Raw genomic sequence first — 13,338 nt, forward strand, 5'->3', positions numbered from 1 at the left:
GCACCGCTCGCACACTCAGCCGAGCCGGGAGGCCAGCCGCCCGTACGCCTCCAGCACCACATCCCAGAACCGGTCCACCTCCAGGGAGGTCGCCACCAGGGCGTTCGCGGGCCGGTCGCGCAGCGCGAAGTCGGTCACGGTCATCCCCGAGGTGTACCGGCCGGCGGTCTCCACGTGCACCACCGCGGGCAGGCAGGTGAACAGCGACGGGTCCAGCACGTACGCGACGGCGCAGGCGTCGTGGATGGCGGGGCCGCCCTCGGCCGTGACCACGCCGTACGAGGTGGCGGCCGGGACCAGCAGGTCGGCGGCCAGCCGGCCGAGGGGGCGCATCCGGTCGAGGACGCCCCGGGTGACCAGCGCGGTGAGGGTCACGTCGAGGCCGAGCATCTTCACCGTCCAGCCGGCGTCGAACACGATCGAGGCGGCCTCGGGATCGGCGGCCATGTTGAACTCGACGGCCGGGTTGTGGTTGCCGCGGGTGTAGCTGCCGCCCATGATGACGAAGTCGCGGGCCCACTCGGCGACGCGCGGCTCCCGGCGTAGGGCGAGGGCGATGTTGGTGAGCGGGCCGGTGGCGGCGAGCGTCACCTCGCCGGGCGCGGCGCGCAGGGTGTCCACGATGAAGTCCACGGCGTGGCCGGCGTCGGCGATGCGGGCGGGAGGCGGCAGGACGGCGTCGCCGAGGCCGGTGGAACCGTGCACGTGGGCCGCGCGGACCGTGTGCCGCAGCAGCGCGCCGGCGCTGCCGGGGACCACCGGGACGTCGCCGAGCCGCAGGAACTCCCTGAGCGCCAGGGCGTTGCGCGTCGTCCTGGCGAGATCGACGTTCCCGCCGACGGTGGTGATCCCGACGATCTCCAGGGAAGGGGAGCCACCCGCCAGGGCGAGCGCGAGCGCGTCGTCGATGCCGGGGTCGCAGTCGATGAGGAGCTTTGTCACGAAACCGAACCCTACGCAAGTCCGGACATGAGTCGGGGCCGGGCAGTTCCCCCAAACTGCCCGGCCCCGATCGAAGGCGGTCCAGGCCGGCGATTCCCCCAAAACGCCGGCGGTCCCGCACTGCGGACTGCGGTCCCCCTCCGCGTCCGCCTCGGTAAAAGCTCTGCAGGCCAGTCGCCGTGCTCCCGACCTGCCTCGACATTACCGAGACGAATGCAACGGACGCGTCATAACGGGGTCGAATATCGGCCTAATCGGGCTACGAAAGCTCCAAACGGACCTCCGTGCCCTCCGCGAGGGTGCGGCTCACCGTGCAGTACTTGTCGTGCACCCGCTGCGCGACCGCACGGTAGACCTCGTCGGCCTCCTTGGACGGCAGCTCGACGTCGTAGGTGATCGTCACCGGGCCGAGCAGGTTGGGCTCGACCTTGTCGGCGGACACCGTCATCGCCAGGCGCAGCAGCCGGTGGCCGCGCTGGGCCGTGAGCGGCTCCACGGTCACGATGTTGCACCCGCCGACGGCCGCCAGGAGCAACTCGACCGGCGTGAACACGCCGTCCTCGTCGCCGCCGCCCATGCGCACCTCGGCGCCTCGGTCGTTCGTCGCCCTGAACCCGCCGTCGTCGGTCCGCTCCACACGCACGTTTGCCATGACCTGACCCTACTCATCCGCTCCTACGGTGGCGGAACCGCGGCGGAGTCCCGCATCGCGCACGGCCCGGTGAGCGGCTTAGCGTGACATTACGGCTTCTGTGCAACGGTGGACGGCGGACAAGGAGGCAAGGTGACGACTTTTCCCGGAACCACCCGCGCCGAGACGATCAGCGGCATCCCCGTGAGCGTGGACATCCGCACGGCCCTGCCACGGCGGGAGCTGGCGCCTCTGCTCGACGACGCCTTCGCCTGGCTGCGGTGGGTGGACGAGACGTTCAACCCGGTCCACGAGGACAGCCAGATCGGCCGGCTCAACCGCGGGCGCACCATCGAGCAGATCCCCGAGCTGGTCGAGGTGCTGCACCGCTGCGACGAGCTGAGCGAGCGCACCGGCGGGTGGTTCGAGGCCCGGATCAACGGCGTCATCGACCCGTCCGGATACATCAAGGGGTGGGCCCTGGAACGGCTGTCCCGCGCGCTGACCAACGCCGGCGCCGTGGACCACCGCCTCGACGCGGGCGGCGACGTCAGGCTGCGCGGCTCGGCCGCGCCCGGCCGGCCCTGGCGGAGCGCGGTCCGCGACCCGCGGTCCGGGCTGGTCCGCAGGACGGTCGCGGCCCACGACCTCGCCATCGCCACGTCAGGCGGCGCCCCGGTGCTGAACCCGCGCACGGGCGGGCGCCAGGCCGGGCTGCGCTCCGTCACGGTGCTGGGGCCCGACCTCGGGGTCGCCGACGCCTACGCCACCGCCATGTACGCGATGGGGCCGGTCCTGGCCAGGCGGTTCGCCGTCGAGCTGGCCGAGTCGGAGCCGTACCAGGCGCTGATCATCGGCGGGGACGGCAGGGAGGTCGCCACGCCGGGCTTCGCGGCGTACGCGGTGTCGGAGGACCGCCTGGTCGGCTAGCCCCGCGGACCGCTGACCCGCAGACCCGTCGGACGGGCGGACGGGCGGACGGGCGGGACGGCGGCGCGGGGCCGGGAGCAGGACAGGGGGTCAGGCGTCCGGGTGCTTGGACAGGTAGTCGATGTAGACGGGGCGCAGGGCGTCGCCGAGGTGTCCCTCGCCGGCGGCGAGCGCATCGCTGAGCAGGGCGGACACCCGGCTGAGGTCGGCGGTCGTCTCCGTCTCGTGCCCTGACGCGGCCTCGGCGGCCGGGATGATCTTCAGCAGGTTCCACAGGAAACCGACGTCCCCGTGGCGAACGGCGTAGCGGACCGCACGCTCGTGCAGTTCGCCGGCGGGCAGTGACTCCAGTCCCTCGGTGCTCATCTCGCCTCCTCCCCGGCCCTCTATCCCGCGTCCCCGGCCCAAAACGCCACCCTGACGGCCGGGAAGCGCGAACGGCGCGCCGGTGGGCTATCCGAACGCCAGGCACGAATGGGAGGATCATCCAGCGTGAGATTCATCATCAGAACCATCGCGGCAGCGGCCGCGCTGTGGGTCGCCGTCCAACTCCTCGACGGCATCAAGGTCACCGCACCGGAGAACTCCGCCACCTACTGGGGCACGCTGCTCATCGTCGCGCTGATCTTCGGCCTGATCAACGCCGTCGTGAAGCCCATCGTCAAGGCGCTCGGCTGCGCGATCATCGTGCTCACGCTCGGAGTGTTCCTGCTGATCATCAACGCGGCCATGCTGCTGCTGACGAGCTGGATCGCGGGGCAGCTCGACATCCCCTTCCACGTCGACGACTTCTATCCGGCCGCCTTCTGGGGCGCGATCATCATCAGCGTGGTGAGCTGGCTGCTCGGGCTCTTCATCCCCGACGGCGACTGACCCCGCACGCCCCTCACGCCCGGGGCGGGTGGCTGACCGAGCCGCGTTCGCGCAGGGTGGGCTGCTGGACGACGCGGCGGCGGCGGCCGACGCCGTCGGCCGCCGCCGACACCAGGCGGACCGCGGCCCGCACGATGCCGTCGATGTCCCAGTCGACGGTGGTGAGCCCCGGCGTGAGCAGCCCCGACATGGGGTGGTCGTCGTACCCCATGACCGAGACGTCGCCGGGGATGGACAGCCCCAGCTCGGCCGCCGCCGCGTAGACGCCGTAGGCGATCGAGTCGGCGAAGCAGAAGACGGCGCTCGGCCGGACGTCGCTCAGGACGCGGTGGGCCGCCCGGGTGGCGGCGGCGAGCCCGTGGGGCGCGGTGACCACCGTGATGTCGAGGCCGAGCCGGTCGGCCTCGGCCGTGACGTGCACGTCGGCCGGGCGGTCGGGGGTGCTGGCCCGGGTCGGGGTGAGCACGGCGACGCGCCGGTGCCCGAGCTCCTTGAGGTGCTCCAGCGCGAGCGTGACGCCGCGGCGGTTGTCGAAGACCACCTCGCCGGCGGTGCCGGCCAGCGAGTCGCCGATCGCGACCACGGGCACGGACTCGCACAGCTCCGGCCAGAACGCCGCCGCCGGGTCGAGTGGCTGCACGATCATGCCGTCGACCCGCTGGTCGCGTAGCTGCTGGGCGAGGGCGCGCTCGCGGTCCGGGTCGCCGACGGCGTCGAGGATGAGGGCGTAGCGGTCCTTCTCGCGCAGGCCCCTGCTGATGCCGACGGCGAGCGACTGCTGCCACAGGTCTTCGAGGGAGCCGCAGAGCAGGCCGATCATGCCGGTGCGGCCGCTGGCCAGCGCCCTGGCGATGGGGTCGGCCTCGTAACCGAGTTCGGCGGCTGCGGCGCGGACCCGCTCCATGGTCTCCTCGGAGACCTGCAGGCCGCGCAGCGCGTAGGAGACGGCCGCAGGAGACAGCCCTGTAGCGCGGGCCACTTCCCGGATCGTCGCTCTCTTCCGGGGCATTGCGTCAGCTTATTGCGTGGCGCCGCCGCAATCGGGAAAGCCACCGTACCGGCCGGGGCATCGCGTTGACAGGAACCGAGGTGAAGCGGTTCACTGAACCGTATCACTGAACCGCTTCACGAGCTCGATTCGGCGGAATGATCCTCTAACCTATAAAGTCTGTAGGAAATACAGGGAGGTGTGATCGTGACCATCGACGTGCACCAGCACGTGTGGACCCCGTCCTTCGTCGAAGCGCTGCGTGCCCGCCGCACACCGCCCCGCCTGGACGGCTGGACGCTGCTGCTCGACGGTGAGCCTCCCTACGAGGTGAACCCCGCCGACCACGAGGCCCGCGACACCACCGGCCTGGCGCTGGCCCTGGTGTCCCTGTCCAGCCCCCTCGGCATCGAGTCGCTGCCTCCCGAGGAGGCGTGGCCGCTCATCGACGCCTACCACGACGGCGCGCTCGCGCTCGGCGAGCCGTTCGGCGCCTGGGCGGCCACCTGCCACAGCGAGCCCGACCCGGGCCGCCTGGCCGAGGACCTCGACCGCGGCTTCGCCGGGCTCCAGATCCCCGCGACGGCCCTGCCCGACGACCGGCTGCTGGAGGTGCTCACCGACCGCGACCTGCCGCTCTTCGTCCACCCCGGCCCGGCCGCGGCCCAGCCGGACGCGTCCCTGCCGTCGTGGTGGCCCGCGCTGGTGCCGTACGTGCAGCAGATGCACGCGGCCTGGCACCACTTCCACGCCGTCGTCCGCCCCAGGCACCCGAGGCTGCGCGTGTGCTTCGCGCTGCTCGCCGGCCTGGCGCCGCTGCACACCGAGCGGCTGCTCGCCAGGGGCGGCGCCGGCCGTGGCCGGGTCGATCCGGGCTGCTACGTGGAGACCTCCTCCTACGGCCCGCGCGCCATCGACGCGGTCGTCCGCGAACTCGGCGTCGACGTCGTCGTGAACGGCTCCGACGCCCCCTACGCCACCGCACCCGAGCCCGGACTCGGCGAGGCCGCCTCGCACGCGATCCGGGTCGTCAACCCCCGTCGTCTACTCGGTAGAAAGGAGACACTCACGTGACCGAGGCCGCTCAGCCGACCATCGACCACAGCCGTCCCACCCAGGACACGAGCCTGTGCACCGGGCTTCCGGAGCGCACGCTCGACCGTCGCGAGTTGCGCGCCCTGGTCGACGACCTGGCCGCCCGCCCGCAGGAGTGGGTCCACCACGTGGACTTCCCCGAGGACGGCGGGCGCCACTACGCCTCGCTGCACCGGGACGCCTACGTGGACGTCTGGCTGCTGTGCTGGCGGCCCGAGGACGACACGGGCTGGCACGACCACGACATCTCCTCCGGCGCGGTGCGCGTGGTGCAGGGGGCGCTGCTCGAGTGCAACCCGCGCATCGGCGGCGAGCACCTGGAGACGGTGGTGACGGAGGGACAGGCGTTCTCGTTCGGCCCGGACCACATCCACCGGCTCACGGGCGCCGTGCAGGGCAGCGTCTCGATCCACGCCTACTCGCCGCCGCTGTGGCGGCTCGGCCAGTACTCGATCGACGGCACCGGCGTGATGCGCCGCGTCTCGGTCAGCTACGCCGACGAGCTGCGCCCGCTCGACCCGGAGCCCGAGGCGGAGCTGCCCGCTAGGGACGGCGCCGCGGCCTGAGCACGCAGCAGCTTCCGCAGGCGTCCGCCCCGGGCAGCGTGACCCACAGGCAGCACGTCCTGCGGAAGTAGCCGTCGCCGTGGGGCTCGATCAGCCCGTCCACGGGCTTGCCCACCTGGCGCAGCAGCTCCATGAAGTCGGCCGGGACGACGCTGGTCAGCGGATGGACCAGCGCCTCGGCGGTCGAGCCCCACAGCGTCCGCTCGCCCACCTTGGCCAGCGAGGCCAAGGTGCGCACCAGGGGCTCCTGCGCGTCGGCCAGCGCCCGGGCGATCGCCGGCGCGCCGGTGCCCCACTCCAGGCGGGAGGCGGCGATGGTCACGCCCGCATCGGAGACCTTGAAGTACGTGGCCTCCAGCGGCATCAGCGGGATCGGCGCGTCGAGCGCCCAGCCGAGCGCCATCGGCATCGTGTGCCAGTAGGCGTAGGTCTTCCAGAACAGCGCGGCGCCGACGTGACGCGGGGCCTTCCAGCGCGCGGCGGTCTCGTCGGCCAGCTCGCCCAGCAGCGTGTACGGCGCGCGCAGCAACTCGGCGACCGAGGTCCAGGTGTCGTCCGGGGAGACGGTCAGGCCGGGCTCCAGCCCGATCACGCCGCCACGTTCGGCGGCCACTCGGTCGAGCACGTCGGTCACCACGCCGGAAGTCCTTCCCCTGATGCCATAGGTAAGCCTTACCTAAGGTAGCAGGATTCCCCGCCGGCACCGCAACAACCCCGTACCCTGACATAGGGTGTGACAACGTTGTCCATGCGACCGACATGGGACATGATCCAGGCGTGAGACCGACGATGAAGGACGTCGCCTCCGCCGCCGGCGTGGCACTCAAGACCGTGTCACGGGTGGTGAACGGCGAGCCGGGCGTCAACCCGGGCACGGCCGAGCGGGTGCGCGAGGCCATCGAGCGGCTCGGCTACAGCCGCAACGAGAGCGCCCGCGTGCTGCGCCGGGGCCGGACGTCGACCGTCGGCCTGGTCATCGAGGACGTGGCCGACCCCTTCTACTCGGTGCTGGGCCGCGCGGTCGAGGACGTGACCACCGCGCACGGCTGCCTGCTGCTGAGCGGGTCGTCCGGCGAGGACCCGGCCAGGGAGCGCGAGCTGATCCGCACGTTCTGCGCGCGCCGGGTGGACGGGCTGATCGTCGTGCCGGCCGGCGAGGACCACTCCTTCCTGCGGCCGGAGCTGGATGCGGGCACACCGGCCGTGTTCGTCGACCGGCCGCCCGGCCCCGGCCTGGACGTGGACACCGTGCTCTGCGACAACGCCGCGGGCGCCCGCCTGGCCACCCGCCACCTGCTCGCCCACGGGCATCGGCGGATCGCCTTCCTCGGCGACCGGCCGTCGATCTTCACGGCCTCCCGCAGGCTGCACGGGTACCGCGCCGCTCTGGGCCGCCTGTTCGACGAGCGCCTCGTGGCGATGCGCGCCCCCACCCCGGAGGGGGTGCGCGCCGACCTCGAAAGGATGCTCGCCCTGGACGACCCGCCGACCGCGCTCTTCACGGGCAACGGCCGGCTCACCATGACCGCGCTGCGCGCCCTGCGGACAAGGGAGGACGGCAGGAGGATGGCGCTGGTCGGGTTCGACGACTTCGAGCTGGCCGACCTGCTGCGCCCCGGCGTGACCGTGGTGGCGCAGGACCCCACCTCGATGGGCGGGCTCGCGGCCGAGCTGCTGTTCCGCCGCCTGGCCGGCGACGGCGGCCCAGCGGAGCACCTGCGCCTGCCCGTCCGCGTCATCCCCCGTGGCTCGGGAGAGCTTCCGCCCTGACCGGCGCCGGGCGCTGCGGGCGGAGCACCCCGGCGAGGGCGAGGGCCACCACGACGCCCACGCCGCCGGCGAGCGCGATCGCCGTTCCCGGACCGGCGACCTCGCCGAGCACGCCCACCAGGGCCGCCCCCGCCGCCTGCCCGGACATCAGGCCCGCCGACAGCAGCCCGAACGCCTGCCCGCGCACCTCCTCCGGCACCGCGTCCACAAACCGCCGCTGCAGCCCGAGCTGGTAGGCCAGCCCCGCCGCGGCCAGCCCCGCGAGCACCGCGGCCCACGCCAGGCCGGGCCCGGCGGCGAAGGCCAGCCACGGCAGCCCGAGCAGCACGGCCAGCGGCAGCGACAGCCGCTCCCGCAGCGCCGGCGCGGCGAACCGGCCCACCGCGAACTCCCCCGCCGCCATCCCCACGGCCGCCATCGCCAGCACCAGCCCAGCCTGCCCCTGGCCGCCCAGGTAGGGCACGACCATCGCCTCGGCCCCGGCCACGCACATGGTGGGCAGCCAGGAGGCCAGCAGCAGCCCCCGTACCCGCCGGTCGGCCAGCAGCCGCCCGTTCACCCGCACCGTCTCCCCCACCGCCCCGCGCCTCCCGGTGCCGGCGCTCCGCGCGGCGCGGTGCGGCAGGCCGCAGCGGAGCACCAGGGCGGCCACCAGGGACAGGCCGGCCGTCACCGCGAGCGCCCCGCGCGGCCCCACGGTGGCGAGGAAGGCGCCGCCCACGGCCAGCCCCGCCACCTGCGCGGCGGCCGAGGTGACGCCCATGAGCGAGCGGCCCAGCACGAACGCGTCGCCGGGCAGCACGTCCGGCAGCAACGCGTTGCGCGCCGCGCCGAACACCGGCGAGAACAGGCCCGTGACCAGCACCAGAGCGAGCATCGCCGGCACCGGCAGCCCCGCGTGGGCCAGCACCAGGCAGGTGCCCGCCCGCACCAGCTCCCCGGCGATCATCAGCCCGCGGGGCGGTAGCCGGTCGGCCAGCGACAGCAGGAACATTCCGCCGGCCAGGTAGGGCAGCCAGCCCACCATGTACGCGGCGGCCGACAGGCCGGGCGAGCCCGTCTCCGCGTACACCAGCACCGACAGGGCCAGCATCTTGACGGAGTCGCCGGAGATCAGCAGCGCGAAGCTGCCGAACAGCACCCTGAACTCCCGGACGGCGAACACCTCGCCGAAGGTCGCCGTTTGCTCGCTCACACCTGCCCCTTCCCTGCCGTGTCCCGGTCGTGTCCCGGTCGTGACCGATGGTCGCGGGCACCCGCGGCCCGGGCGAATGTTTCGGATATAACCGAAAGGTGCTCAGGATCGAGGTATCGCCGCAGGACGTGGCCGCCAGCAGGTTCGCGATCTCGCCGCTGATCGAGACCATGCACGCGCACTGGGTCCTCGCGGGCCGGATCGAGACCGGTCCGCACCGGGGCTGGGCCGAGCGGTGGCGCGGGCCGTACGCGGAGCTGGAGCGCGCGCATCCCGCGCTGCGGGCCACCGCGGCGATCACCGGGATCAAGGGCGACAACGTCGACTTCGTCGCACCCCCGCCGGCCGGGGTCGGGGTGCCGTTCGAGACGGAGCTGGCCACGATGCGCGCGACCCCGGTGGAGCAGGCGCACGCGGAGATCACCTCGGTGCTGGCCGGCCGGCCGCCCGTCCCGGGCTGGGTCAGGGAGCTGCTGCTGGGGCCGGACGTCGTGCGGGTGCTCGCCCGGGCGTGGGAGGCGCTGTGGAGGGAGATCGTCTCGCGGGAGTGGCCTCGCCTGCACGCCCTGCTGGAACGCGACGTGGCACGGCGGGCGGGGCGGCTGGCGGCCTACGGCTGGGCCGCGGCCCTGGAGGACCTCAGCCGGCAGGTGCGCTGGCACGACGACGGGCACATCGCGATCCGGATGCTCGGGGACGCCGAGCCGCCCGCCGGGCGGAGCGAGCAGGGCGGCCCTGGGCGGGACACGTGGCACCGGCTCGGCGGCCGGGGCCTGCTGTTCGTGCCGTCGGTGTTCACCGGCAACGTCGGGGCCTACCTGGAGGACGCCTGGCCGTACGCGCTGGTCTATCCCGCGTGGGGCGTGGCGGCGGGGGCGCCGGCGCCGGGCGGCGCGGCGCTGGCCGCGCTGCTGGGCCGCAGCCGGGCGCGCGTCCTCACCGAGCTGGCCGTGCCCGCCACCACGACCCACCTGGCCGCGCTGCTCGGGCAGAGCCTCGGCACCACGGGCGGCCACCTCGCCGCGCTGCGCGGCGCCGGGCTGGTCGCCGGGACCCGCACCGGGCGCAGCGTCCGCTACTCCCGCACGCCGCTCGGCGACGCCCTGGTGGCGGGCGGCCTGCTGTGAAGCGCTCCGGGGCGCCGGCGGGGCTCGCTAGCCTGGTGCGCGGAAGCACGGAGGTATAGTCGGTGGGCATCGGTTCCGCACACCTGTTCACGGATGAGGGAGAGGGCGCGCGCATGAATGCCGCCGACGTCGCACCCGAGCCCCAGGGGACCAGGTTCCCTCTGGAGCTGATGTACGCGGCCGCGTCGCAGTACTACCTCGACGACGCCACGCAGGCGGACATCGCCAAGCGGCTGGGCGTCAGCCGGGCGACCGTGAGCCGCCTGCTGACCGAGGCGCGCAGGCACGGCATGGTCGAGATCAAGGTGCACCGCCCCGCCACGCTGGAGGAGGGCCCGCTCGCCGCCGGCGTGGCCGAGGCGCTGGGTCTGGAGCGCGTCTACCTGGTGCCCAAGGTGAGCGGCCCGGCGCTCGGGCCGTGGCTCGCTCCCGGCCTGGCCAGGGCGCTCGCGGGCGTGGGCCTGGCTCCGGGCGACGTCGTGCTGGTCTCGTCGGGCAGCACGGTCTACGAGTGCGCCCGCGAGAGCCTCGGCCACTTCCCCGGCGTGACGATCGCGCCCGCCGTGGGCGGCCAGGAGGACCCGCAGCCCTGGTTCCAGACCAACGAGACAACCCGCCTGCTCGCCGAACGGGTCGGCGGCGTGCCCGCCTACCTGTACGCGCCGGCCCTGCCCGGCCCCGAGCTGTTCTACTCGCTGCAGCACGAGCCGTCGGTGCGCAAGGTCATGGACCTGTGGGGACACGCCAAGTGCGCGATCGTCGGCGTGGGGTCGCCGCCGCTGATGCGGCAGGTCGTGCCCGCGTTCGTGCCGCGCTACGCCGACAGCCTGCGCCGGGCCGTGGGCGACGTGTGCTCGCGCTTCTACGACCGCGAGGGGCAGCCGGTCGGCTATCCGGGCAGCGAGCGGCTGGTGGCGACCGGCCTGGAGGAGCTGCGCGGCATCCCGTACTCGATCGCGGTCGCGGTCGGTCCCGAGAAGGTCGTCTCCATCGTCGCGGGGGCCAGGGGCGGCTACTTCAAGCGGCTCGTCACCGACGCGCTCACGGCCGAGAGCCTGCTCGCCGCCATCGCCTGACCGGCCCGCCGCCGCCGGCCGATCTACCTTTCGCGGACGAACAGCAGGTCACACCTGTCCAAACACTGTGAACACTTTTGCTGGACAAAGGTTCCGAACCCACGCTAGCGTGAAGTGCACCACAGCGCACCGTCGTGTGTGAACGGCTCGTGCGCGGCGCTTGGGGGAACTCAAGGGACCCAGCAAGGTGAGGAACAACCCGTGAAAAGTGCGAAGAAGCGGACCTCTGCGTTGGCCGCAGCGGCAATCGTCACGAGCGTGGCCCTGGCCGGATGCGGCTCCGGGTCGGACTCGGGCTCCGGTGCCACCGGCTCCCCGGCCGGCGGCGGCGTGGAGAACGCCAAGGTGGCCTTCCTCATGCCCGACCTCGCCTCGACCAGGTACGAGCTGCAGGACAAGCCGCTGTTCGAGGCCAGGATGAAGCAGCTCTGCCCGAGCTGCACGGTCATCTACCAGAACGCCGACTCCGACGCCGCCAAGCAGCAGCAGCAGGTCAACTCGGCTCTCGCCCAGGGCGTGAAGGCGATCGTCCTCGACCCCGTCGACTCCGCGGCCGCGGCCACCATCGTCCAGACCGCCCAGTCGCAGCAGGTGCCGGTCATCGCCTACGACCGGCCGATCCCCGACAAGCCCGCCGACTACTACGTCTCGTTCGACAACGAGAAGATCGGCGCGATGATCGCCCAGTCGCTGGTCGACCACCTCAAGGAGCAGAACGCCCAGGGCGGCCTCCTGGAGGTCAACGGCTCCCCGACGGACGCCGCGGCCGGACTCATCAAGAAGGGCATCCACAGCGCGATCGACCCGAGCGGCTTCAAGCTGCTCGCCGAGTACGACACCCCCGACTGGCAGCCGGAGAAGGCGCAGACCTGGGTCAGCGGCCAGATCACCCGCTTCCGCGACCAGATCGCGGGCGTGGTCGCGGCCAACGACGGCACCGGCGGCGGCGCGATCTCCGCGTTCAAGGCCGCCGGGGTGAAGGTGCCGCCCGTCACCGGCAACGACGCCGAGCTGGCCGCCGCCCAGCGCATCATCGCCGGCGACCAGTACAACACCATCTCCAAGCCCATCAAGATCGTGGCCGAGGCGTCGGCGAACATCGCCTACGAGTTCATGCAGGGCAAGAAGCCGGCCGGCAAGACCACGCTCTACGACACCCCGTCCGAGCTGTTCGTCCCCACGGTCGTGACCAGGGAGAACATCAAGGAGGTGCTGTTCGAGAGCGGGATCATGAAGGCCGCCGACGCGTGCACCGGCGAGTACGCCAAGGGCTGCGCCGAGCTCGGCATCGAGTAGAACCCCGGGAGCCCCGTTGACCTCCACCCAGCAAGCGGCCGAGCGGCGGACGGACGAGGTCGTCCTGTCGCTGCGCGGCATCAGCAAGCACTTCGGCGCCGTCGCCGCGCTCACCGACGTGGACCTGGACGTGCCGGCCGGGCACGTCGTGGCGGTCGTCGGCGACAACGGCGCCGGCAAGTCGACGCTGGTGAAGATCCTGTCGGGCGTCCACCCGCCGGACTCGGGCACGATCTGCTTCGACTCGAAGGAGGTCTCCATCCCGACCCCGGCGGCGGCCCACCGGCTCGGCATCGCCACCGTCTTCCAGGACCTCGCACTGTGCGAGAACCTCAACGTGATCCAGAACCTGTTCCTGGGTCAGGAGGTCCGCCCGCTCCGCCTCAACGAGGTGGAGATGGAGACCCGCTCGTGGGACCTGCTCCGCCAGCTCTCGGCGAAGATCCCCAGCGTGCGGGTGCCGGTCGCGTCGCTGTCCGGCGGCCAGCGGCAGACCGTCGCCATCGCCAGGTCGCTGCTCGGCGAGCCGAAGGTCATCATCCTCGACGAGCCCACGGCCGCCCTCGGCGTCGCGCAGACCGCCGAGGTGCTCAACCTGGTCGAACGGCTCCGCGAGCACGGCCTCGGCGTCGTCATGATCAGCCACAACATGGCGGACGTGCAGGCCGTGGCCGACACCGTGGCGGTGCTCAGACTCGGGCGCAACAACGGGGTGTTCCCCGTGGCCGACGTGTCCACCGAGGACATCATCGCCGCGATCACCGGGGCCACCGACAACGCCGTGTCCCAGCGGAACGAGCGCAGCCAGACGCGGCAGGCGCGGGACAAGGAAGGGCTCTCCTCGTGAAC

The 13,338-nt window shown here is 72.9% G+C and carries 15 protein-coding genes; 9 read left to right on the top strand and 6 right to left on the bottom strand.

Annotated elements, in window-relative coordinates; translation table 11 throughout:
* Positions 1-15: 15 nt before the first annotated feature.
* A complete protein-coding gene (locus tag FHU36_RS39375; protein ID WP_185089209.1) occupies positions 16-942 on the bottom strand; it encodes a nucleoside hydrolase in 927 nt (308 codons plus the stop codon).
* Positions 943-1,201: 259 nt separating this feature from the next.
* Positions 1,202-1,594, bottom strand: a complete 393-nt coding sequence (locus FHU36_RS39380; protein WP_185089210.1) for an OsmC family protein — start codon at positions 1,592-1,594, stop codon at positions 1,202-1,204.
* A 132-nt stretch (positions 1,595-1,726) separates the two neighbouring features.
* Between FHU36_RS39380 and FHU36_RS39385 the strand changes: the two genes are divergently transcribed.
* Positions 1,727-2,503: an FAD:protein FMN transferase gene (locus FHU36_RS39385; protein WP_185089211.1), complete on the top strand. Its 777-nt coding sequence runs from the start codon at positions 1,727-1,729 to the stop codon at positions 2,501-2,503.
* A gap of 90 nt (positions 2,504-2,593) precedes the next feature.
* Here the strand turns inward: FHU36_RS39385 and FHU36_RS39390 are convergent, their stop codons facing one another.
* Positions 2,594-2,869 carry a hypothetical protein gene (locus FHU36_RS39390; protein ID WP_185089212.1) on the bottom strand — a complete coding sequence of 92 codons (276 nt, stop codon included), beginning with the start codon at positions 2,867-2,869 and terminating at the stop codon, positions 2,594-2,596.
* A 126-nt stretch (positions 2,870-2,995) separates the two neighbouring features.
* On the opposite strand from FHU36_RS39390, the gene FHU36_RS39395 reads away from it, so the two are divergent.
* Positions 2,996-3,376 carry a phage holin family protein gene (locus FHU36_RS39395; RefSeq protein WP_185089213.1) on the top strand — a complete coding sequence of 127 codons (381 nt, stop codon included), beginning with the start codon at positions 2,996-2,998 and terminating at the stop codon, positions 3,374-3,376.
* A 13-nt stretch (positions 3,377-3,389) separates the two neighbouring features.
* On the opposite strand, the gene FHU36_RS39400 is transcribed toward FHU36_RS39395, so the two are convergent.
* Positions 3,390-4,355, bottom strand: a complete 966-nt coding sequence (locus tag FHU36_RS39400; RefSeq protein ID WP_312892150.1) for a LacI family DNA-binding transcriptional regulator — start codon at positions 4,353-4,355, stop codon at positions 3,390-3,392.
* A 216-nt stretch (positions 4,356-4,571) separates the two neighbouring features.
* Here FHU36_RS39400 and FHU36_RS39405 point away from each other — a divergent pair, with 216 nt between their 5' ends.
* The gene (locus tag FHU36_RS39405) at positions 4,572-5,438 is read left to right on the top strand and encodes an amidohydrolase family protein (protein ID WP_312892151.1); all 867 of its coding nucleotides are present in this window, start codon (positions 4,572-4,574) and stop codon (positions 5,436-5,438) included.
* A complete protein-coding gene (locus tag FHU36_RS39410; protein WP_312892152.1) occupies positions 5,435-6,025 on the top strand; it encodes a cysteine dioxygenase in 591 nt (196 codons plus the stop codon). Before FHU36_RS39405 ends, FHU36_RS39410 begins: the two co-directional genes overlap by 4 nt.
* On the opposite strand, the gene FHU36_RS46655 is transcribed toward FHU36_RS39410, so the two are convergent.
* The gene (locus FHU36_RS46655) at positions 6,003-6,662 is read right to left on the bottom strand and encodes a (2Fe-2S)-binding protein (RefSeq protein ID WP_185089215.1); all 660 of its coding nucleotides are present in this window, start codon (positions 6,660-6,662) and stop codon (positions 6,003-6,005) included. The genes FHU36_RS39410 and FHU36_RS46655 overlap by 23 nt on opposite strands.
* A 140-nt stretch (positions 6,663-6,802) precedes the next feature.
* On the opposite strand from FHU36_RS46655, the gene FHU36_RS39420 reads away from it, so the two are divergent.
* Positions 6,803-7,795 (top strand): LacI family DNA-binding transcriptional regulator, encoded by a 993-nt coding sequence (locus tag FHU36_RS39420; RefSeq protein ID WP_376774194.1) that lies wholly within the window; start codon positions 6,803-6,805, stop codon positions 7,793-7,795.
* On the opposite strand, the gene FHU36_RS39425 is transcribed toward FHU36_RS39420, so the two are convergent.
* Positions 7,761-8,990, bottom strand: coding sequence for an MFS transporter (locus FHU36_RS39425; protein ID WP_312892154.1), 1,230 nt, complete (start codon positions 8,988-8,990; stop codon positions 7,761-7,763). The two genes, FHU36_RS39420 and FHU36_RS39425, sit on opposite strands and share 35 nt — an antisense overlap.
* 98 nt (positions 8,991-9,088) lie before the next feature.
* On the opposite strand from FHU36_RS39425, the gene FHU36_RS39430 reads away from it, so the two are divergent.
* The 4 genes from FHU36_RS39430 to FHU36_RS39445 all read left to right on the top strand — a co-directional run bounded on the left by FHU36_RS39430 (position 9,089) and on the right by FHU36_RS39445 (position 13,336).
* Positions 9,089-10,117: an ArsR/SmtB family transcription factor gene (locus tag FHU36_RS39430; protein ID WP_312892155.1), complete on the top strand. Its 1,029-nt coding sequence runs from the start codon at positions 9,089-9,091 to the stop codon at positions 10,115-10,117.
* Positions 10,118-10,230: 113 nt separating this feature from the next.
* A complete protein-coding gene (locus FHU36_RS39435) occupies positions 10,231-11,193 on the top strand; it encodes a sugar-binding transcriptional regulator (protein ID WP_185089217.1) in 963 nt (320 codons plus the stop codon).
* Positions 11,194-11,424: 231 nt separating this feature from the next.
* The gene (locus FHU36_RS39440; RefSeq protein WP_221497287.1) at positions 11,425-12,489 is read left to right on the top strand and encodes an ABC transporter substrate-binding protein; all 1,065 of its coding nucleotides are present in this window, start codon (positions 11,425-11,427) and stop codon (positions 12,487-12,489) included.
* Between the two features lie 16 nt (positions 12,490-12,505).
* The gene (locus FHU36_RS39445) at positions 12,506-13,336 is read left to right on the top strand and encodes an ATP-binding cassette domain-containing protein (RefSeq protein ID WP_185089219.1); all 831 of its coding nucleotides are present in this window, start codon (positions 12,506-12,508) and stop codon (positions 13,334-13,336) included.
* Positions 13,337-13,338: the final 2 nt, after the last annotated feature.

This window comes from Nonomuraea muscovyensis (genome assembly GCF_014207745.1).
Classification (GTDB): domain Bacteria; phylum Actinomycetota; class Actinomycetes; order Streptosporangiales; family Streptosporangiaceae; genus Nonomuraea; species Nonomuraea muscovyensis.